Annotated in this window: 13 protein-coding genes and 2 pseudogenes; 6 read left to right on the top strand and 9 right to left on the bottom strand. The window is 75.1% G+C overall.

Translation table 11 applies throughout. The features are described from left to right. Positions 1-37 precede the first annotated feature (37 nt). On the bottom strand, positions 38-286 hold the full coding sequence (locus ET495_RS09335) for a WhiB family transcriptional regulator (RefSeq protein WP_066133069.1): 249 nt from the start codon (positions 284-286) through the stop codon (positions 38-40). 250 nt (positions 287-536) lie between these two features. Here ET495_RS09335 and ET495_RS09330 point away from each other — a divergent pair, with 250 nt between their 5' ends. Further along, complete coding sequence (locus ET495_RS09330) at positions 537-1,001, top strand: hypothetical protein (protein ID WP_129204496.1); 465 nt, start codon at positions 537-539, stop codon at positions 999-1,001. Here the strand turns inward: ET495_RS09330 and ET495_RS09325 are convergent. From ET495_RS09325 to ET495_RS09305, 5 genes are all read right to left on the bottom strand, one after another. Then, positions 964-5,619 (bottom strand): FtsK/SpoIIIE domain-containing protein, encoded by a 4,656-nt coding sequence (locus ET495_RS09325; RefSeq protein WP_129204494.1) that lies wholly within the window; start codon positions 5,617-5,619, stop codon positions 964-966. The two genes, ET495_RS09330 and ET495_RS09325, sit on opposite strands and share 38 nt — an antisense overlap. A 246-nt stretch (positions 5,620-5,865) precedes the next feature. Further along, positions 5,866-8,433 carry an ABC transporter permease gene (locus ET495_RS09320; protein ID WP_129204492.1) on the bottom strand — a complete coding sequence of 856 codons (2,568 nt, stop codon included), beginning with the start codon at positions 8,431-8,433 and terminating at the stop codon, positions 5,866-5,868. Next, positions 8,433-9,269, bottom strand: a complete 837-nt coding sequence (locus ET495_RS09315) for an ABC transporter ATP-binding protein (RefSeq protein ID WP_425471125.1) — start codon at positions 9,267-9,269, stop codon at positions 8,433-8,435. Before ET495_RS09315 ends, ET495_RS09320 begins: the two co-directional genes overlap by 1 nt. Positions 9,270-9,454: 185 nt before the next feature. Next, complete coding sequence (locus tag ET495_RS09310) at positions 9,455-10,111, bottom strand: response regulator (RefSeq protein WP_245993436.1); 657 nt, start codon at positions 10,109-10,111, stop codon at positions 9,455-9,457. 118 nt (positions 10,112-10,229) lie between these two features. After that, positions 10,230-11,606, bottom strand: a complete 1,377-nt coding sequence (locus ET495_RS09305) for a sensor histidine kinase (RefSeq protein ID WP_129204488.1) — start codon at positions 11,604-11,606, stop codon at positions 10,230-10,232. Between the two features lie 160 nt (positions 11,607-11,766). On the opposite strand from ET495_RS09305, the gene ET495_RS09300 reads away from it, so the two are divergent. The 5 genes and pseudogenes from ET495_RS09300 to purE all read left to right on the top strand — a co-directional run bounded on the left by ET495_RS09300 (position 11,767) and on the right by purE (position 16,065). Continuing rightward, a complete protein-coding gene (locus tag ET495_RS09300) occupies positions 11,767-12,450 on the top strand; it encodes a response regulator transcription factor (protein ID WP_129204486.1) in 684 nt (227 codons plus the stop codon). Positions 12,451-12,453: 3 nt separating this feature from the next. Further along, a pseudogene (locus ET495_RS09295) lies at positions 12,454-13,790 on the top strand (ATP-binding protein). 3 nt (positions 13,791-13,793) lie between these two features. Then, positions 13,794-14,276, top strand: coding sequence for a GtrA family protein (locus ET495_RS09290; RefSeq protein ID WP_129204482.1), 483 nt, complete (start codon positions 13,794-13,796; stop codon positions 14,274-14,276). Between the two features lie 47 nt (positions 14,277-14,323). Continuing rightward, a pseudogene (locus ET495_RS09285) lies at positions 14,324-15,507 on the top strand (5-(carboxyamino)imidazole ribonucleotide synthase). Positions 15,508-15,561: 54 nt separating this feature from the next. Next, positions 15,562-16,065, top strand: a complete 504-nt coding sequence (purE, locus tag ET495_RS09280; protein ID WP_129205962.1) for a 5-(carboxyamino)imidazole ribonucleotide mutase — start codon at positions 15,562-15,564, stop codon at positions 16,063-16,065. A 251-nt stretch (positions 16,066-16,316) separates the two neighbouring features. Here the strand turns inward: purE and ET495_RS09275 are convergent, their stop codons facing one another. From ET495_RS09275 to rfbB, 3 genes are all read right to left on the bottom strand, one after another. Further along, complete coding sequence (locus ET495_RS09275) at positions 16,317-17,582, bottom strand: LCP family protein (RefSeq protein ID WP_245993001.1); 1,266 nt, start codon at positions 17,580-17,582, stop codon at positions 16,317-16,319. Positions 17,583-17,586: 4 nt separating this feature from the next. Further along, complete coding sequence (locus ET495_RS19160; protein ID WP_281276117.1) at positions 17,587-18,813, bottom strand: LCP family protein; 1,227 nt, start codon at positions 18,811-18,813, stop codon at positions 17,587-17,589. A 275-nt stretch (positions 18,814-19,088) separates the two neighbouring features. After that, positions 19,089-20,084, bottom strand: a complete 996-nt coding sequence (gene rfbB / locus ET495_RS09265) for a dTDP-glucose 4,6-dehydratase (RefSeq protein ID WP_129205960.1) — start codon at positions 20,082-20,084, stop codon at positions 19,089-19,091. Positions 20,085-20,218: the final 134 nt, after the last annotated feature.

Here is a 20,218-nt window from a genome sequence, read left to right as displayed (position 1 = left end):
GACCGGGCCAGACGGCGCGCCGACGGCGCGCGAAGAATCAGCCGGCGCGGCGGGCGCGCGCGGTACGCCGCTTGAGCGCGCGGCGCTCGTCCTCGGACATGCCGCCCCAGACGCCCGCGTCCTGACCCGACTCGATCGCCCACTTCAGGCACGTGTCGACGACCTCGCACCGACGGCAGACCTGCTTCGCCTCCTCGATCTGGAGCAGGGCCGGGCCCGTGTTGCCGATCGGGAAGAAGAGCTCGGGGTCCTCGTCGAGGCAGGCAGCCTTGTGGCGCCAGTCCATGTCATCTCCTTGCGTCGTGAGGCCCCCGGCGCGCGCCTCGTGCACGAGACTGAAAAGTCGCGTGAGGGCGCAGATCGGCCGGGGAGATCGCCGTTGGGTGGGGACTCCACCTGAAGCGGTGGAAACTCCAACTAGGGTCACATCTCGTGAAGGAGCGCACAAGAGGTGTCAGGCGGGTTTCTGGTGTGTGAACCGTGAGGTTTTCCTCACACTGTCGTGAAACCCCAGGTCGCGAGTAACCTGACAGGTCATGCCTCCGAGCCTTGAGCCGTCACGGGAACCCGGTGCTCCGGACACCCGTACCGATCATGCCGCGCCAGTTCCCTCGACGCGCGCGCTGCGCGTCCTGCTCTCGCTGCTGGTCGTCGAGGCCGCCGTCCTGGTCGCCGCCGCCGTCGTCCTCGTCGTCGACCTGCTGGCTCGGGGCGGTGGCGACGGCTCCCGCGAGATGGGCATGGGTGCGTTCCTCGCGGCGTGCGCGCTCGGCGTCGCGTGGGCGCTCTGGGCGGCCGCTCGGGCGCTCGGGAGCGGTCGTCGGGCAGGCCGGGCCGTCGCGATGACCTGGCAGATCTTCCAGGCGGTCATCGGGGCGTCGGCCGTCGCGTCCGGCAGCGGGCTGCCGATGGTGCTGGGTGCGGTGCTGCTCGCGCTCGCGCTGGTCGTCGCCGCGCTGCTGCTCACGCCGCGTGTGGTCGAGGCGACGACGCGCTCCTGAGGTCGCCGACCGCCGCGACCTGAACGGGCACGACGGCAGAGCCGACGACGAGGGCACCGCGCCCGGGGCGCGGGACGCCCGGGTCGGCGACGTCGTCGAGCGGCGTGCCGAACACCTCCTCGGCCCCACGCTCCGCGGGCGCGAGCACCACCCCGGACCGGACCGACCGCAGGTGCGCCAGCAGGCCACGGTGCGCCAGCGTGGCCGCGAGAGTCGTGGCCGACGCGACGACCGTGACCACACCGTCGGCCGCGAGATCGGCCAGGCGGTCGCACTCCAGCGGGCAGCTCTGGGCGAGGGCGTCGGCGTCGTCGAGCAGGAGCAGCGGGGCCGGCACGGCGCCGGGGGAGGCGATCGGGGGGAGCGTGTCGCGCTCGGCGCGCGAGGCCCGTGGATCGAGGGAGTCGAGCAGCGTGCGCAGCGCGCTCGGAGCCGGAGGCACGCAGCGCGCACCGAGGCGTGCGGCGTCGGCGCACAGCGAACGTTCGCGCGACACGACGACGCAGGGCCGGGCCGGGTCGCCACCCGCCCGGGACACGGCGTGCAGCAGGACGCGCAGCGTCTCGGTGCGGCCCGACCCGCGCGGTCCGGTGACGAGCGCACCCAGGGAGATGTCGAGGTGCACCGGGCCAGCGCCGTCGCCGCCGATGCCGACCGCGGGACGCCTGCCGGAGACCGCGCCGGGGGCCGGTTCGTGCGGGCCGGCCCCGGGCCGGTCGAGGTCGGGCAGCGCGACCCGGTACGGCAGCGGCAGCACGCGTGCCGGTCCGTACGGCTGCGCGCCCGGTGCCGGGTCGAGCGGTGCGCCGGCGGGCGCGAGCGCGACCTGGCACTCGACCGGGTCGCCCCCGCCGAGCCACACGCCGCGACCCGGCGCGCGACCGCGACCCGCGAACGACGAGGGGGCGCCCAGCATGCTGTCGCCGGTGGCGTCGGACGACAGGAGCACGAGTCGGGGCCCGAACCGCGCCGCCAGCCCGCCGACGCTGCCGGACTGTGTGGTCACGGCGAACGAGGCACCGGCGGAGGCGAGCGCCGCCGCGAGCGGGTCGTGCGTGGGCGTGGCGAGCGCCGCCCGCAGGTCCTCGATGCCGTCGATCAGCACGAGTGCCGGCACGGGTGCCGCTGGGTCCTCGACGAGTCGGAGCAGCCGCCGTGCGCGGCGCGGGTCGTCGGGGCCGGCGAGGGTGCCGAAGCCCGGGTGGGCGGCGAACGCGCCGAACGCGGCGAGGGCCGGGGCTGGTGCCAGAGCATGCACGTGCCACCCGCGGGCGAGCGCGGCATGGGCGAGCGTGAGCAAGGCGGAGGTGCGTCCGGAGCGGGCGCGGCCCTGGACCGCCAGGTGGCCCGCCGAGGGGTCCCAGGCGACGGCGACGCGCGACTGGGTCGACGGCGAGTCGCCGAGGGCCAGGGGGAGCGACCCCGGTGCGGCGGGGGCGGCGGCACGCACCACGGGCACGAGGTCCCGGGCCGCAGAGCCGTCGGCGGGGGGACCCTCGGCCGCTGGGGTTCCTGGCGGCGGGGTTCCTGGCGACGGGACTCGTGCCGTCGGGACTCGTGCCGTCGGGACCTCTGCCGTTGAGATCTCTGCTGTCGGGACCTCCGCCGTCGGGATCTCGGTGGTGCCGACGGTCGTGGGCAGCGGGGGCAGCCAGGGCGCGGGCCAGCGCGGCCACGCGTCTCCGGCCGCCGCGCGGGCGCACGCGACGAGTCTGGCGACGGGGTCGGGCCTGGCGAACTGCTGCGGCGCCGGGGTCCGTTCTCCGACCGGTGCGGTGCCGTGCCGGTCGTCGTCGTGCGCGGGCTCGCGACTCTCGTCACGTCCGCGCTCGGCCTGCCGAGGCTCCGGTTCGCCGTCCAGCCACGCCCGTGCCCGCCTCACGGACGGTGCGCCGTCGTCGAGCGGGGCGCCGGCGTACGCGCACTGGAGCGCGACGGGCGGTGCGGCGCCGACGCGCAGGACGGCCCGGCCGGGGACCCCCGCGGGCACGCGGGCGGCGGCCGGGGAGTCGAGGACGTCGTGGGAGTCCGCGACGTCGACCACGCGCAGCGCCAGCCGCGCCGAGACGTTGGCGCGCACGTCGGCCGAGACGGCACCCGCAGGCCGCTGCGTCGCCAGCACGAGGTGAACCCCGAGCGACCTGCCCTGGGCGGCGACCCGCAGCAGACCGGGCAGCAGCTCGGGCAGGTCGTCGGCGAGCGCCCGGAACTCGTCGACGACGACGACCAGACGCGGCAGGATGCCGGGAGCGAGCGCGTCGACGTCCGCGACCTGGTGCGCGGCCAGCACCTCCTTGCGGCGACGCAGCTCCGCGCGCAGCCCGTCCAGAGCCCGCGCGGCGAGCACGGCGTCGAGGTCGGTGACCTGCCCGACGACGTGCGGGAGGTCGGCGCACGCGCCGAACGACGCACCGCCCTTGAAGTCCACGAGCGCGAGCGCGAGGTCGCACGGGCTGCGCCGCAGCGCGAGGGCCAGGACGAACGACTGGAGGAGCTCCGACTTTCCGGCGCCCGTCGTGCCCGCGACCAGCAGGTGCGGCCCGTCGGCGACGAGGTCGAACGACACGACCCGGCCCGTGGCGTCGACGCCGAGGGGCACGGCCCACGGGGGCGTGCCGGCCGCGGGCCCGCTGACCGGGCCCGCGCCCATCGCCGGGTCCGGCCGGGCACCCGACGTCGCCCCGCCCGTCGCCCCGCCCGTCGCCCCGCCCGGCGGCCCGCCCGTCGCCCCGTCCGCCGCCCCGTCCGCCGCCCCGTCCGCCGCCCCGCCCGCCGCCCCGCCTGCCGGCCCGCGCGTTCCGGCGTGCGCCCCGGTTGGCAGAACGGTGCCCGTCGCGGCCAGCAGGTGCGTGAGCGGAACGACCGCGGGCAGCCGCGCGTCCGCGGGATCGGCCCCTGCGGGCAGGGCCGCGGCCCCGGAGGTCACGTCGGTGGCCTGCGCCCACAGTCGTGCGACGTCGCGGCCGAGCGTGCGCGCGGCGGCAAGGTGCCGTGCGAACCGCTCGGCCCACGCCGTGCCGACGCCGACGAGCGGTTCGGCGGCCGTGCCGCCGCCGGGTCGCGTGCGGCGCACCCACGGGGCGCCCGGTTCGTCGGCGACGACGTCGAGCACCGCCCGGCACCACGACGGCACGGTGTCGCCGGGGGCGAGGCACAGGACGACGGCGTCACCCGCCCGGTAGGCGGCCTGCGCGGCGTCCAGCTCCGGCCCCGACGCGCCGTCGGCGACCAGCGCCCTCGTGAACGTCCCGGGTGCGCGGTCCGGGCTTCCTGCCGTCGGAGCGGTGAGCCACCGGCACCACGCCCAGTGCCCTCGCCCCGCTCCGAGCGCGGTGACGGTCGCGCCGCGAGCTGCCAGTCCGGCGGTGACGGCGCGTGCGGTCGCCCGCACGAGGGGGAGCGGTCCGCGCACGGCGAGCGCACCGTCGGGCAGCGGGTCGGCCCGGGGCGTCGGGGCGACCTCGGCGAGGGCCGCACGCCAGGTGCCCTCGGGTGCGTGGACGGCGCCCAGCGCGGCCAGTGCGAGCCGCTCGGGCGCGGCGACGCGGGCGTCCGCCGGCGCACTGTCGTCGTGGGCGGGGCTGGCCGCGGCGGGTGCGGCCGGCGAGGCTTGCCTGCGCCGTCGCAGCGCTGCGGCGGCTCCTGGCAGGCTCGTGAGGAGGCCGGCGAGCGCGAAGAGGGCGAAGGTCGGCTGCCGCAGCGCCACGGCGAGCCCGACGGATCCGAGCACCGGCAGCAGCGCCGCCGCCAGGGCGGTGCCCGATCCCGGGTGTTCGGCGGAGCGCGCGGGTGCGGCCGGCGTGCGGGCGCCCTCGAGGAGCGCGGCGGCGTCACCGGACGCGTGGAGCGCGTACTGCTCGGCGGCCTCCAGCACGTCGCCCGGCCGCCACGACGTGCCGAGCGGGCCGATCGGTCGGCGCCGCTGCCGTCCGCCGGGCGAGCGCCTGACCATCGAGACCGACGCACGGGCTGCCCGCCCGCGCTGCCGCGCGAGCGCCGGACGCCCCGGGGCGAGGCTCGGCGGTTCAGGCGCGCGCGACGGACCCAGGCCCCGGAGGGCGCTCGCGGCGCCGTCACCAGGCGCGCACCTCGGCCGTCGCGCCCGCGGGGTCGCGCTGTCCGCTGCCGCGGGCAGCGATGCCCGCTCGTCTCGGCGGTGCGTGCCTGCCGGCACGGAGGCCGGCGTGAGCACGCCTGCTCTCTCGCGCAGCGGCCGGCGCACGCGCACCGTGCCGCGCGCCGTGACCCGCACGCGGACGCCGCGGGCCGGCGCGAGCGCCCTGCCCGGTGCCAGCGGTGCGAGCTCGCCCGCGTCGGGGCCGGTCAGGCGCATGACGAGCCAGGGCGCGCGCACCGCGTCGTCGTCGGGAGGTGCCGTGCCGCCGTCCCCGAGCGCGGCGCGCAGCGTCGCGCCGTTCAGCAGCGGGCGTTCGCCGACGACGTCGTGGGCCCCGAGCGCGACCCCGTCGGCCGTGAGCGCGGCGTGCCGCAGTTCGGGCCGGCGCAGCAGGTCGGCGAGAGGGTCGCGCAGCAGCGCGATCGTGCGGCCGACCGGCAGCAGCACGTCCTCGCCGGGATGCACGGTCACGCGTACGTCGTCCGCCTGGGTCGTGTTCACGCCGGACAGGATGTCGCGTTGCGGGCGACTCCCGCGGGCGGCCTGTGGACAACTCGGCCCGGGGCGCGCGTCCCCAGCGACGCCACGGGCGGTGCGCCGCCGCCGGGGGACCGGACGAGAGTCACGGGCGTGCCGTGGACGCGCGTGCGGCCCCGGCCAGGAGGCCGAGGGCCGCACGCGCGCGGGCTGCCGGCAGCGGGTGGGTGCCACGACGGAAGCCCCGCGGCACGCACCCCGCGCGGGGCGCTACTCGGTGGCGAGCGCCGCCACCGGCGACGGCCGGGCCGCCGACCGTCCCGGTGCGACCGATGCGACCAGCCCCGCCGCCAGCGCGATCACGGCGACCAGCGCGACGTCCCGCCACGGCACGGACAGCTCGATCGGCCCGATGGAGCTCAGGACGGTGAGCGACCCCGCCCACCCGTACACGAGCCCGAGCACGATGCCGAGCACCGCCCCGACGCCCGCGATGAGCATGCCCTCGACCGCCAGCATCCACCGCAGCTGCCCGCGGGTGACGCCGATCGCGCGCAGCGTCGCCGACTCGCGGCGCCGCTCCAGCACGCTCAGCGAGAGCGTGTTCGCCACGCCGATGAGCGCGATGACGACGGCGACGGCGAGCAGCCCGACGACGATGCCGAGCGCGGTGTCGATGACCTGGTCGAACGTGGCCCGGTCGATCGCGGCACCCTCGACCGAGGCCGGCTCGCCGGTGTCTGCGACGGCGTCCTGGACGTTGCCGACCGCGGCCGCGTCACCGGACAGCGAGACCCACAGGGTCGAGGTGTCCGGGTGCGTGTCGATGGCCGACAGGTCGGCGGGAACGACCATCAGCGGTGCGAGCTGGTCGACCGGGGCGACGGCCACCGTCAGCTCCGCCGAGCCGTCGGCGCCCCGCAGCGTGATCCGGTCGCCGTCGGCGAGCGACCACGCGTCGGCGGTGTGGGTGCCTACGACGACGGTTCCGGGGGTGAGCGCGTCGAGTGCGGACCGGTCCGCGAGCGTGCGCTGTGCCGCGGCCGGGTCGACGCCGGTCACCGTGGCCTCGAGACTGCGTACGCCCTCGGGCGCGTGGCCGGTGACGACGTTGCCGTCGGCGTCGAAGTACCGGTCGATGGTGACCTCCGCGGACGCAGGCTGGGCCACCGACGTCACCCCTTCGGACCCCTCGACCGCCGCGACGATGCTCGCAGGCAGGGACACCGGGCCGTCGTCGTCCATGGTGCCTGATGCGATCAGGACGTCCACCGGGAAGCGGCCGTCGAGCATCGCGTCGAGGCTCGCCCGCGCGCTGGCCGCGCCCGTCGACATCATGGCCACGAGCGTGACGCCGATGAGCAGGGCGGTCGACGTCGTCGCCGTGCGCCGCGGGTTGCGCAGCGTGTTCGCGGCGGCCAGGCGCGCCGTCGGCCCGGTGAGGCCGACGAGGCGCCCGGCGGCCGACGCCACCCGCGGCAGCCAGAACACCGCCGAGACGGCCACGCCGACGAACGACGTGGCGCCGCCCGCGATCCCCAGCACGAGGCCGTAGTCGGGCTGGTCGGCGAGGAGGCCGAGCGCGACGCCGCCGCCCAGCAGGCCCAGGCCGCCGACGATCGCGAGCAGCGACAGCACGAGCCGCACGCGCCCGCCCGAACCCTTCTCGACCGAGGGGCCGGTGTCGGGGCGCAGCGCCGCGAGCGGTGCGACGCGCGTCGCCGCGCGCGCCGGCACGAGCGCGGCGAGCACGGTCACCGCCGTCCCGACCAGCAACGGGATCACCACCACCTGCCAGGTCACGGTGATGGCCGACGGCAGGGTCGCGGCGCCGTCCCCGGCGCCCGCGACCAGGAGCGCGGCCTGCCCCAGCCCGCAGCCCACGGCGACCCCGGTGGCCGAGGCGACCACGCCCAGCAGCGCCGCCTCCAGCAGCACGCCCGCGCCGACCTGCCGCTTGCCGGCGCCGACGGCGCGCAGCATCGCGAGCGTGCGCGTGCGCTGGGCGACCAGCACCTGGAACGTGTTGGTGATGACGAGCCCGGCCACGAGCAGCGCGATCGCGGCGAACGTCAGCACGAAGACGAGGAAGATGACGTCCTGGCCTCCGGTCATCGCGCGGGCGGTGGCGGCCGCGTGCTCGTGCGGGGTGACGACGCCGACGCCGCTGGGCAGGGCCTGGTCGAGCGCGTCGCGGACCTGCGCCAGCGAGGCGCCGTCGGCCAGCAGCACCGCGACCTGGGTGACGGGTGCCGCGCGGGCGTGCAGGGTGGCGCTGTCGATGACGGCCGCGCCGCCCTGCGCGCCGAACGCGCCCTTGGGGTCCTCGACCAGACCGGTGACCATGACCTGTCCGGTCGTCGCCTCGCCGTCCTCGTCGTACTCGGACATGCCGACCGTCCCGCCGACGCTCGTGTTCAGGCGCCGTGCGAGGTCGGGCGGGAGCGCGACCTCGCCGGGCCCGCTGGGCCAGGCGCCCTCGGCCAGCGTGAGCGGCATGAGGCGAGGGTCGGTCGTGCCGATCGTCCGCTGGTAGATGGTGCGGTTGCCCTGCTCGAACCACTCGGCAGCCTCGAACTGGTCGGCGGCGGCGGCCACGCCCGCCGTCGTGCGGATCGAGTCGAGCTGGGCCTTTGTCAGCGACGCGCCGGGCGGCGCCTCGACGACGAGGTCGGCGGACGCGTACTGGGCTGCGATGGAGTCGTAGGTGGAACGGGTGATGAGACCGCCGGCCAGGAGCGTCGCGGCGACGAACGCCGTGCCGATGACGATGGCGATGCCGGCGGCGGTGAGCCGCCCGATGCTGCGGCGCATCTGCGCCAGGGTGAGGCGCAGCATCACGCACCCGCCGTCGTGGTCGCGTCGCCGGACCCGTCGAGGGGCTCTTCGAGCGAGCGCAGCGCGTCGAGGCCGGCGAGCACGGCCTCGGGCGTGGGGTCGGTGATCTCGCCGGCGATGCGGCCGTCGGCCAGCAGGATGACGCGGTCGGCGTACGCGGCCGCGGCCGGGTCGTGCGTGACCATGATGATCGTGCGGCCCAGCTCGCGCACCGACCGCCGCAGGAAGCTGAGCACCTGGGCGCCGCTGCGCGAGTCGAGGTTGCCCGTGGGCTCGTCGGCGAAGACGACGTCGGGCTTGGCGATGAGCGCGCGTGCGATGGCGACGCGCTGCTGCTGGCCGCCGGACATCTCGGACGGCCGGTGCTCCAGGCGGTCCGAGATGCCCAGCGTGCGGGTCAGCGTCGCGAACCACTCGCGATCGACGGCCCCGCCCGCGAGCTCGACGGGCAGCGTGATGTTCTTCTCGGCCGTGAACATCGGCAGCAGGTTGAACTGCTGGAACACGAACCCGACGCGCTTGCGGCGCAGCAGCGTCAGCTCCTTGTCGCCCAGGCCGGTGATCTCCGTCGTGCCGATGAACGCCTGACCGCTCGTGGCCGAGTCGAGCCCGGCGAGCAGGTGCATGAGGGTCGACTTGCCCGAGCCGGACGGGCCCATGATCGCGGTGAAGCGGCCGGCCTCGAAGTCGACGTCCACGGCGTCGAGAGCGCGCACCTCGGCGGCGCCCCGGCCGTAGGTCTTGGCCAGCGTGCGAGCACGGACGGCGGCAACGGTGCGGGCGCCGTCGGCGCGCGACGCGCCTTCGACGAGCGGGACGAACACGGTGGTGTCCACGGGAAGCTCCGGTTTCAAGGTCGCGGGTCGATCAGGTCACGTCGACGCTAATGAACGGACGTGCCGCCGGTCGTCGCCCCTCGGTCTGGTCCTCGCGGCGCCCGGGTCATCCCCCGGGTGGACCCGCGGGCGAGGCCGTCATCCCGGGTCGTGATCCCGGCCTGCGACCCAGCCGCGCGCCCGGCCTACGCCGTCGGGCGGACCAGGCGCGTCTCGTAGGCCAGCACCACGGCCTGGACGCGGTCGCGCGCACCCAGCTTCGCCAGGATGCGACCCACATGCGTCTTGACGGTCGCCTCGGCCACGAACAGGTCGGAGGCGATCTCGGTGTTCGAGCGGCCCCTGGCCATGAGCACCAGCACCTCGCGCTCGCGGTCGGTGAGCGTCGCGAGCGCCTCGTGCGCGGGCGAGGCGCCGTCGGGAGGCTCCGGCAACGCCGTCACCAGGTGCTCCAGCAGCCGCCGCGTCGACGACGGCGCGATCACCGCGTCACCCCGGTGCACCGTGCGGATCGCCGACAGCATCTCCTCGGGCGGCGCGTCCTTGAGCAGGAACCCCGACGCCCCGGAGCGGATCGCCTCGAGCACGTACTCGTCCAGATCGAACGTCGTCAGCACGACGACGCGCGGCGCGTCGGGCGCCTCGGTCAGCCGTGCCGTCGCGGCCAGCCCGTCCATGCGGGGCATGCGCACGTCCATGAGCACGACGTCGGCGCGCTCGCGCGCCAGGACCCGCAGCGCCTCGACGCCGTCGCCCGCCTCGGCGACGACCCTCAGGTCCGGCTGCGAGTCGATCACCATGCGGAACCCCGCGCGGACGAGCTGCTGGTCGTCGACCAGCACGACCCGTACCGGGGCGTCGGCGCTCGCGGCCTCGTCCGGGCCGCCGGTGCCGACAGAGCCGACAGAGCCAACAGGGCCGACAGTGCCGTTCGCCGGGTTCACGGTCTCCATTCTCTGGTCACCCCTTCGTCTGCGCGGTCGTCTGATCGGTCACGTCGGGTGCCGGGTCCCCGTCGCGCGCGTCGGGCGGCAGCGGCAGCGTGAACCGCACCCGCCACCCGCCGCCGGGCCGTGGCCCTGCGGTGACCGTGCCGCCGAACAGCGTGGCGCGCTCACGCATGCCGAGCAGACCGTAGCCCGGCGCCGCACCCGGGGCGTCTTCGCCCGCCGCGCCGCGTCCGTCGTCGGACACCTCCAGCTCGACGCCCTGGCGGCTCCAGCGCATGACGACGGTCACCGACACGTCGGGCCCGGCGTGCTTGCGCACGTTGGTCAGCGCCTCCTGGCACACACGGTGCAACGTCAGGCCGGCGCCCGGTGGCAGGCGTCGCGGATCGCCGACCCGCACGAAAGACACGCGCGCTCCGGCAGCCCGCGCCTGGTCGAGGAGGGACTCGAGGCTGGCGTCGTCGGGCGGGGAAGCGATGCCGCCCGCGCCGTCCGCAGACGGCGGTGCGGCGCCGCCCGTCGTCGCGCCCGCCGTCCTCATCCCCGGCTGGGGCGCCCGGGGTGCGCGCCCGCCTCCGGGACCGTCGTCGGACCGCAGCACGCCCAGCAGCCGGCGCATGTCGGCGAGCGCGGCGCGACCGGTCTCGGCGATCACGCCGAGCGACCGCCCCGCGGCGTCGGGGTCGCTCGCGGCGGCGTACCGTCCGCCGTCGGCCTGCGCGATGACGACGGACAGCGAGTGGGCGACGATGTCGTGCAGCTCACGGGCGATGCGCGCGCGCTCGGCGGCGGTCGCGATCTGGGCCTGCTGGTCGCGCTCGATCTCCAGCCTGCGCGCGCGGTCGCGCAGGGTCTCCAGCATCTCCCGCCGTGAGCGGCGCACGAGCCCGAACGCCCAGGCGGCGAACGCGGCGATCGCGGCGAACACGGAGAAGGTGACCGCCTGGTCCAGGTAGGTGCTCGACCACTGGCCGGCGCGGAGCACGGCGAGGCCGAGCAGCCCGGCCCCGCACATCGCTGTCGCGAGGGCTGCCCGGTGCGCCCAGACGGGACCGTTGACCGTCACCGAGTAGAGCGCGACGAGGATGGCGAGGTCGGCGGGGAAGATCATCGGGACGCCGACCACGACGTGCGCGACGGCGACGACGGCGATCACCGCGGTCGAGTGCACGGGCCGCACGCGCCGCCACGCGAGAGGCACGATGAGGGCCAGCGTCAGCACGAGGCTCGCGCGCCCGCTCCACCAGCTCAGATCGAACAGGACCCCGCCGCCGGCGAAGCCCCACGAGAGCGCCGCGGCGGGCAGGCCGAGCACCAGCGTGGCGGTGATGTCGACGCCGAAGCGGTGCGCCTCCGCCCAGCGCTGCATCCGCTCGTACCAGCCCATGCCCCGAGGCTAGGGGGCGCGCGGCGGAAGCGCGTCAGACCAGGGGATGGTCCGGCGCGCGCGATCCTCCCCCTGGGGTCGGGTGTGCGCGCGGCCAGGGTCCCGGCGTGGCGCCGCAGTCGAGGGCTGTCGCCAGGCGCGATGCCGCTACCATGGCGGAATGACCCACGTGTTGCTAGCAGAGGACGACCCGGCGATTGCCGAACCGTTGGCTCGGGCCCTCACGCGTGAGGGTTACGACGTCATCGTGCAAGGGACTGGTCAAGGTGCTCTCGACCATGCGGGCACCGCGGACGTCGTCGTCCTCGACCTGGGCCTGCCCGACATGGACGGGCTCGACGTCGCGCGCAAGGTGCGCGGCAGCGGGCTGACCGTCCCGATCCTCGTGCTCACGGCCCGCGCCGACGAGGTCGACCTCGTGGTGGGCCTCGACGCCGGCGCCGACGACTACGTCACCAAGCCATTCCGTCTTGCCGAGCTCCTGGCCCGCGTCCGCGCGCTGCTGCGCCGCACGCACGGCGAGGTCGTCGACGAGGAGGAGCTGCACGCGCAGGACGTGCGCGTCGACGTCTCCGCGCACCGCGCGTTCCAGGGCGAGCGGGAGCTGCACCTGACCACCAAGGAGTTCGACCTGCTGCGCGTGCTGGTCGCCAACGCCGGCTCCGTCGTCGTGCGCGACACGCTCATGCGCGACGTGTGGGGCTCCGACCCGGTCGGGTCGACGAAGACCCTCGACATGCACGTGTCGTGGCTGCGGCGCAAGCTCGGCGACGACGCCAACGCTCCCCGTTACGTCTCGACCGTCCGGGGGCTGGGCTTCCGGTTCGAGGCCGGAGCGAGCTGACGCGTGCGTCGCAGGGTCCTCCTCGCGACGATCGCCGCGGTCGCCGTCGCCGTCCTGCTGCTCGGGGTGCCGCTGGGCATCTTCGGTGCGCAGTACGTCATGGACAACGAGCGGCAGCGGCTCTCGGACCGTCTCGACCGCCTGGTCAGCAACGTCCAGACGGCGCAGGAGGGCGGGTATCCCATCCCCGAGGTGGCGATGCGGCGTGCCGTCGAGGGCCGCGCGGGTGACATCCCCGCCTACGTGAGCGTGGTGCTGCCCGACGGCACGCTGGTCGAGGCGGGCGAGCCTGTCGACGGACCGGCGATGACCGTCGGGTACGCGACGACGCTGAGTGCGAGCGTCTCGCTCACCGTCTCGAGCTGGTCGGCGTGGATCAGGGCCGCCTACCTCGTGGCGCTGGTCGTCGCCGCGAGCGTCGTCGCGATCGCCGCGGGCGTCCTGATGGCGGTGTGGCAGGCGAACCGGCTCGCGGCGCCGCTGGTGTATCTCGCGGCATCGGCCGAGCAGCTCGCGAGCGGCCAGGTGCGCCCGCGCCTGGAACCGAGCGGCGTCGAGGAGATCGACCTCGTCGCGGCCGAGCTGGCCCGCACGAGCGACCGCCTCGCGGCCCGCCTGGCCGCCGAGAGGCAGTTCACCTCGAACGCCTCCCACCAGCTCCGCACGCCGCTGACGGCCCTGACCATGCGCCTGGAGGAGATCCAGGTGTCGTCGCAGGACCCGCAGGTGCAGGAGGAGGCACGCATCTCGCTCGAGCAGGTCGAGCGGCTGGTCGCCGTCGTCGACGACCTGCTCGTCGCGTCGCGGCGCACGCAGGGCGGGACGACCGAGCCGGTCCGCCTGGTCGACATCGTGCGCCAGCAGGAGGAGGAGTGGGGCGCGACCTTCGCTCGCGAGGGCCGCCGCCTCGTCGTCGACGTGTCGAACGACCAGCTCGTGCTGGCGACGCCGGGGGCGCTCGCCCAGGTGCTGGCGACGTTGCTGGAGAACTCGCTGCGCCACGGCGAGGGGGCCACCACGGTGCGTTCGCGTCCGTCGGGAACCACGGGTGCCGTGGCCGTCGAGGTCACGGACGAGGGGCCCGGCGTGCCGGACGAGCTCGCGGGCAAGATCTTCGAGCGCGGCACGACCTCGGGCGCGGGCACCGGGCTGGGCCTCGCGCTGGCGCGCGACCTCGCGGCGGCCGACGGCGGTCGGCTGGAGCTCGCGCAGCGGCGTCCGCCGGTGTTCGCCGTGTTCCTCGCGGGAGTGCCAAAGTCGCTCGATCCGAGGGTCGTGCTCCCCCCGGCACTACGATCTCCTCACACGGCCGTCGAGGGCGGCGCCGAACGGGAGACTGACGGATGACGAGCACCACGGCACAGGAGCCGGACCTGCGACGGCGTGCCTGGACGCGGATGCTCGAGCTGATCAGGTTCGGCTCGGTCGGTGCGGTCGCCTACGTCGTCGACCTGGGGATCTTCAACCTCATCCGCGGCTCGGAGATGCTGGGGCACAAGCCGATCACCGCCAAGGTGGTCTCGGTGGCCGTCGCCACGCTCGTCGCCTGGCTCGGCAACCGGTACTGGACGTTCTCCGACCGGCGCACCGACACCCACGCGCGTGAGCTGCTGGGCTTCGTCGTGGTCAACGTGGGCGGCATGCTCGTCGCGGTGGCGTGCCTCGCGGTGTCGCACTACGTGCTGGGCTTCCGCTCGCAGCTCGCGGACAACATCTCGGCCAACGTCGTCGGGCTGGTGCTCGGCACGGCGTTCCGGTATCTGGCCTACCGCCGGTGGGTGTTCACGGGGGCGGCGCCGCCGAACGCCGAGTGCCCGGGCGACTGAGGCATCGCGCACTGGTCACCGGCCCGCCGCGGGTACCCTGGTCACCCGTGACAGCACCCGTGATCGCCGTGGTCGGCGGAGGACAGCTCGCCCGCATGATGGCCCCGCGGCCGGGGAGCTCGGCATCCGGCTCCGGGTGCTGGTCGAGGAGCCGGGCAGCTCGGCCGCGCAGGTCGTCACCGACGCCCCGGTGGGCGCCGCGTCCGACGAGGCCGCGATCCGATCGCTCATCGCCCCGCCCGGCGACGACGCCGCGGACGTCCTGACCTTCGAGCACGAGCATGTGCCGAACGCGCTGCTGCAGGACCTGCTCGACCACGGCACTCCCGTGCGTCCCGGTCCCGACGCGCTGGTCCACGCGCAGGACAAGATCGTCATGCGCACCCGCCTGAGCGCGCTCGGGCTGCCGTGCCCGCGCTGGGCGCCCCTGCCCCTCGACCCCGCGTCCGCCCGCGAGACGCTCGCGCAGTTCCTCGCCGGGGAGCCGGGCGGCGAGGCCGTCGTCAAGACGTCGCGCGGCGGCTACGACGGCAAGGGGGTGCGCGTCGTCTCGTCGCCCGACGACGTCGCGGACTGGATCGCCGCCGCTGCCGCCGGGGCGCCGCAGCTCCTGGTGGAGGAGAAGGTGCCGTTCACCCGCGAGCTGGCCGCGCTGGTCGCGCGCCGCCCGTCGGGCGAGGTGCGCACCTGGCCGGTCGTCGAGTCGATCCAGCGCGACGGCGTGTGCTCCGAGGTCATCGCGCCCGCCCCGGGCCTGCCGGCGGAGCTGGAGGCGCGTGTGCGCGCCCTGGCCGCCGCCGTCGTCGAGGGCCTTGACGTCACCGGCGTGCTCGCCGTCGAGCTGTTCGAGGCGCCCGGTGCCGCGGGCGAGCCCGAGGTGTTCGTCAACGAGCTCGCGATGCGGCCGCACAACTCGGGTCACTGGACCATCGACGGGGCGGTGACCAGCCAGTTCGAGCAGCACCTGCGTGCCGTGCTCGACCTGCCGCTGGGCGCCACCGACGCCGTCGCCCCCTGGACCGTGATGGCCAACGTGCTGGGATCGTCGCTCGACGAGCTGACCGACGCCCTGCCGCAGCTCATGGAGCGGTTCCCCGACGCGCGGGTCAACCTGTACGGCAAGGGCATCCGTGCCGGGCGCAAGCTCGGCCACGTCAACGTGAGCGGCACCGACCTCGACGAGGTCCGGCGTCGGGCCGTGGCCGCGGCGGCGTTGCTGCGCGGCGAATGACCGACCGAACCTGAGGAGAACGCAGTGACCGCACAGCCTGTCGTCGGCATCGTCATGGGGTCGGACTCCGACTGGCCCACGATGGAGGCCGCCGCCGTCGCGCTCGACGAGCTCGGCGTCGCCTACGAGGCCGACGTCGTCTCCGCGCACCGCATGCCCGTGGAGATGATCGAGTACGGGCGGACGGCGTCGTCGCGCGGGCTGCGGGTCGTCATCGCGGGCGCCGGGGGCGCCGCGCACCTGCCCGGCATGCTGGCCGCGGTGACGCCCCTGCCGGTGATCGGGGTGCCGGTGCCGCTGCGGTACCTCGACGGGATGGACTCGCTGCTGTCGATCGTGCAGATGCCGGCGGGGGTGCCCGTCGCGACGGTGTCGATCGGCGGGGCGCGCAACGCGGGCCTGCTCGCGGCGCGGATCCTCGGTGCGGGGACGACGCCGGACGACGTCGCGCTGCGCGCTCGCATGGAGGCGTTCCAGGCCGAGCTGGGGGAGGTCGCGCACGCCAAGGGCGCGGCCCTGCGGGCGCGCCGCAGCCAGACGCCGGGGTTCAGCGCGTAGCGCCGCGCACGACGCCGGTCAGGACGGCATGCCGCCGACCTGGCCGGGCTCGAGCCGGCCGTCGCGCAGGTCCGACCAGAGCTGGGCGTTGCGGTCCGCGTCGAGCTTCACCGTCGATCCGACGCCGTTGCCCGGCCGGTAGTCGACGCTCGAGATCCACGGCGTGCCGGTGACCCCGCCGGGGCCGTTGGCCGCCCGGAACGCGAGCGCGAGGCGGGCGAAGTCGAGGATGCCGGTGTCCTCGTCGACCGTCAGCGCCCCGAGCCCCGCGCTGGCGAGCGAGACCTGCGCCCGGGGCGGAACACCAGGCCCGGGTCGGCGACCTTCCCGGTCACCGCGTTGATGAGCTGCCGCTGCCGGTCGGTGCGCCCGATGTCGCCCTGCGGGTCGGCGTAGCGCATGCGGGAGAAGGCGATCGCGGTGGTGCCGTCGACGTCGTGGCAGCCCTTGGTCCACTGCAGGCCGCTGTTGGCGTCGTCGACGTCGAGGTCGAGGCACAGGTTGACCCCGCCGACGGCGTCGACCACGCCGGAGATGCCGCCGAAGCCGACCTCGACGTAGTGGTCGACCGTCAGGCCCGTGAGCTGTTCGACGGTCTGGACCAGCAAGGGTGCGCCGCCGAACGAGAACGCCGCGTTGAGCTTGTTGGAGCCGTGACCGGGGATCTCGACGAAGGAGTCGCGCGGCAGGCTCAGCAGGGCCGCCGGGCCGCTCGACGGCTTGTGCAGGAGCATGATCGTGTCGGTGCGGGCGCCCGAGGTCTCGTCCTCGATGCCGCCGCTGCCGCGGGCGTCGGAGCCGGCGAGCAGGTACGTGGTGCCCGGCGTGCCGGCTGCGCCCGACAGCGCCTCGGTGTGCTGGATCTTGCCGTTGGCCCAGATCAGCAGGCCGACCGGCCACGCCAGCAGGAGCACCAGCGCGAGGGCGGCGGTCAGGGCGACGATGCGGCCCTTGCGCCGGCGTCGGCGCTGCGGGGCAGCGCCGGCAGGCCCGTGGACGGGTGCCGGGGCGGTCCGGGCCGGGCGTGGCGAGGCGACCCCGGGGCGCGACGCACCGCCGCCCGCGAGGGAGGGCCCGCCAGACGCCGTCGGGTGGGCGCTCGGCCGTGCGGACCCGACCGGGGCGCGGGTCGCTCCCGCGGACCCGCGAGGCGGGAACGCCTGGGGTGCCGCAGGCCTGCCGTCGGCGCTGCGGGGCGCGCCGCCCGAGGTGTCGGGCATCGGCCGGCGGGGTGCGGACCCAGGCTCGAAGGACTGTGGGCGCGGCGCGGCTGCCGGGCGGGGGCGCGCGGACGCGCGTGCCCGGTTCGCGGGCGGCGTGACCGGCACCTCGCGCGACGACTGCCGCCGCACGCGCGGCGTCTGGCCGCCCACGACGGCGTCGTCGGGCACGGCCGAGCGAGGCGCGACGCCCTCGCGTCGCTGCCCGCGGACGGGAACGACGTCGTCGGCCGCCGCCGGGCGGCGCTGGGCGCCCGACGGACTGAACGACGGGGGGATCCGGGGCGCGTCGGTCATGGTCTCACCCGCAGACGGACGTGGTGTCGGCGCCGGTGAAGGCTTCCTTGCCGGCCGATTTGGTCTCGCTCGGGGCCGGGGTGTCGACCGGGGCCTGGGGCGTGGCCGGTGGTGCGGCGCTCGTCGGCGTGCCGGACGCGGCGTCGCCGGTGTCGGGCGTGGTGGCGGACCCGGCCGCGCCGTCGGTGGCGGGGTCGGCACCGCCCACGGGGGTGGTGATCGGGCGGTCGTTCCTGAGGTTGTCCCACAGCGTGTCCGCGTCGGCGGTCCAGACGACCGTGTTCTTGTCGGCGGGGTTGGCTCCCCAGGGGACGGTCATGAACGTGATCGTGTCAGGCCGGACGTTGCGCAGGCTGTAGGCGAGGCCGGGGAGTCCCGTCAGCGAGGAGAGGTTGCTCGACATCGTCAGCGAGCTCGTGACCGCGTTCAGGAAGGAGATGAGCGCAGGCGAGTCCGTGAGCAGGTTCTTGCTGAGCACCTCACGTGCGATGGCGGCCATCATCTCCTGCTGGCGGCCGATGCGGCTGATGTCGGATCCGTCGCCCAGGCCCTGGCCGGTGCGCGCGCGAGCGTACTGGAGGGCCTGCGTCCCGTTGAGGGCCTGGTTCCCGGCCGCCAGTCGCAGGTGGTCGGCCTTGGGCGAGTAGACGTCCTGCGGGATGCACATCGTGACGCCACCGAGCGCGTCGATCATGTTCTTGAACCCGGCGAAGTCGATGACGACGAACCCGTCCATCCGCACGTCGGTGAGGTTCTCGATCGTCGTCATGGTGCACAGCGCGCCCGACTGGACGTCCTTGCCGTACATGACGCCCTGCGCGAAGGCCGCGTTGAACCGCGTGTTCTTCATCGCGGGCGCGAGCTTGCCGCCCGACGTCGGGCACTGCGGCGTGTCGACGATGGAGTCGCGGGGGATCGAGATCATCTCCGCCCGGGACCGGTCCGCCGAGATGTGCAGGATCATCGTCGTGTCCGACCGCATGCCCTCGTTCTCGCCGCCGAGGGCGGCGTTCTCGCCGCTGCGGTCGTCGCTGCCCATGAGCACGATGTTGAGCGCGGTGCCCGCGTTCGGGTCCTCGGGGACGACGACCTCGGGGCGCTCGACGACGGCGAGAGCCGCGTCGGCGTCGACCGTCTGGATGTTGTTGGTGAACCGGAGCGTCGCGGCGGCGGCGCCGCCGACGCCGAACGCGAGGACGGCGGTCACGCCCATCGCGATGCCGCGGATCACGCGGTGGCGTTGCAGCGAGCGCGCGTGGGCAGGACGGCGAGGTGCACCGTGGGGAATGGCGGCCTCCTCCGCGAGAGTTCCCGGCGTCGACAGACGCGCGTGCCGGGGTGTGGAGTCGCGTCGGTTCGTGCTCGTCACGGTCGATGAGCATACGTGGCGCATCGGCGGAGCATCGGGGTCGGCGGCGTTCAGACGGTGCAGGGTTTGTGAAGCGGCCCTGGGCTTCTGCTCGAAGGGGAGTGCAGGCCGCGGGGGCGTGCGGCGCCGCCGCGGGGCTACTGCCCCTGGGCGGCGTACCTCGCCTCGGTCGCCTCCTTGGCCGGGCGCCACCACGACTCGTTCGCGCGGTACCAGTCGACGGTCGCCTCGAGCCCGGTCCGGAAGTCTGTGTAGCGGGGGGTCCAGCCGAGCTCGTCGCGCAGCTTGGACGCGTCGATCGCGTAGCGCAGGTCGTGCCCCGGGCGGTCGTTGACGTGCTCGAAGTCCGTCTTGGCCAGGCCGAAGATCTCCAGCAGCGTCTCGACGACCTCGAGGTTGTTCTTCTCTCCGTCTGCGCCGATGAGGTACGTCTCGCCGATGCGGCCCTTCTCGATGATCGCCCACACGGCCGAGTTGTGGTCCTCGACGTGGATCCAGTCGCGGACGTTCTGGCCGGCGCCGTACAGCTTGGGGCGCACGCCGTCGATCAGGTTGGTGATCTGACGAGGGATGAACTTCTCGATGTGCTGGTACGGGCCGTAGTTGTTCGAGCAGTTCGAGATCGTGGCCTGCACGCCGAAGGAGCGGACCCACGCGCGCACCAGCAGGTCGGAGCCTGCCTTGGTGGAGGAGTACGGGGAGCTCGGGTTGTACGGGGTGGTCGGCGTGAACTTCGCCGGGTCGTCCAGCTCGAGATCGCCGTAGACCTCGTCGGTCGAGATGTGGTGGAAGCGCACACCGTGCTTGCGCACCGCCTCCAGCAGCGTGAACGTGCCCACCAGGTTCGTCTGGACGAACGGGCTCGGGTCGTTGAGCGAGTTGTCGTTGTGCGACTCGGCCGCGAAGTGGACCACCAGGTCGCTGCTCGCGACGAGACCGTCGACCAGCGCTGCGTCCGTGATGGAGCCCTCGACCAGGGCGACCTTGTCCGCGACCGGGGCCAGCGACTCGCGGTCACCCGCGTAGGTGAGCGCGTCGAGAACCGTGACCTGGACGTCGGGGCGTTCCCGGACGGTCTGGTGGACGAAGTTCGAGCCGATGAAGCCGGCTCCGCCGGTGACGAGTACGCGCATGTTCTTGGTCTCCAAGGGTGAGGGCGACCGGCAAATCCTAGCGGAGGCCAGGGCGCGCGCCCGGGATCTGGCGCAGGTCACGGAACAGCAACGGCAGGCGCGGCCGGTTGCCGGTCGGCGCCTGCCGCCCTTGA

Source organism: Xylanimonas allomyrinae (assembly GCF_004135345.1).
GTDB classification, from domain to species: Bacteria; Actinomycetota; Actinomycetes; order Actinomycetales; family Cellulomonadaceae; genus Xylanimonas; species Xylanimonas allomyrinae.
The sequence above is the reverse complement of the archived record's forward strand: the minus strand, read 5'-3'. Positions and strand labels throughout refer to the sequence as shown.

Excerpts from the sequence above, each read along its gene's own strand:
- ET495_RS09305 (WP_129204488.1), bottom strand. The coding sequence starts at position 11,606 with ATGGGCTGGTACGAGCGGATGCAGCGCTGGGCGGAGGCGCACCGCTTC.
- ET495_RS09330 (WP_129204496.1), top strand. The coding sequence starts at position 537 with ATGCCTCCGAGCCTTGAGCCGTCACGGGAACCCGGTGCTCCGGACACC.
- ET495_RS09290 (WP_129204482.1), top strand. The coding sequence starts at position 13,794 with ATGACGAGCACCACGGCACAGGAGCCGGACCTGCGACGGCGTGCCTGG.
- ET495_RS09320 (WP_129204492.1), bottom strand. The coding sequence starts at position 8,433 with ATGCTGCGCCTCACCCTGGCGCAGATGCGCCGCAGCATCGGGCGGCTC.
- ET495_RS09275 (WP_245993001.1), bottom strand. The coding sequence starts at position 17,582 with ATGACCGACGCGCCCCGGATCCCCCCGTCGTTCAGTCCGTCGGGCGCC.
- purE (WP_129205962.1), top strand. The coding sequence starts at position 15,562 with ATGGGGTCGGACTCCGACTGGCCCACGATGGAGGCCGCCGCCGTCGCG.
- rfbB (WP_129205960.1), bottom strand. The coding sequence starts at position 20,084 with ATGCGCGTACTCGTCACCGGCGGAGCCGGCTTCATCGGCTCGAACTTC.
- ET495_RS09335 (WP_066133069.1), bottom strand. The coding sequence starts at position 286 with ATGGACTGGCGCCACAAGGCTGCCTGCCTCGACGAGGACCCCGAGCTC.
- ET495_RS09300 (WP_129204486.1), top strand. The coding sequence starts at position 11,767 with ATGACCCACGTGTTGCTAGCAGAGGACGACCCGGCGATTGCCGAACCG.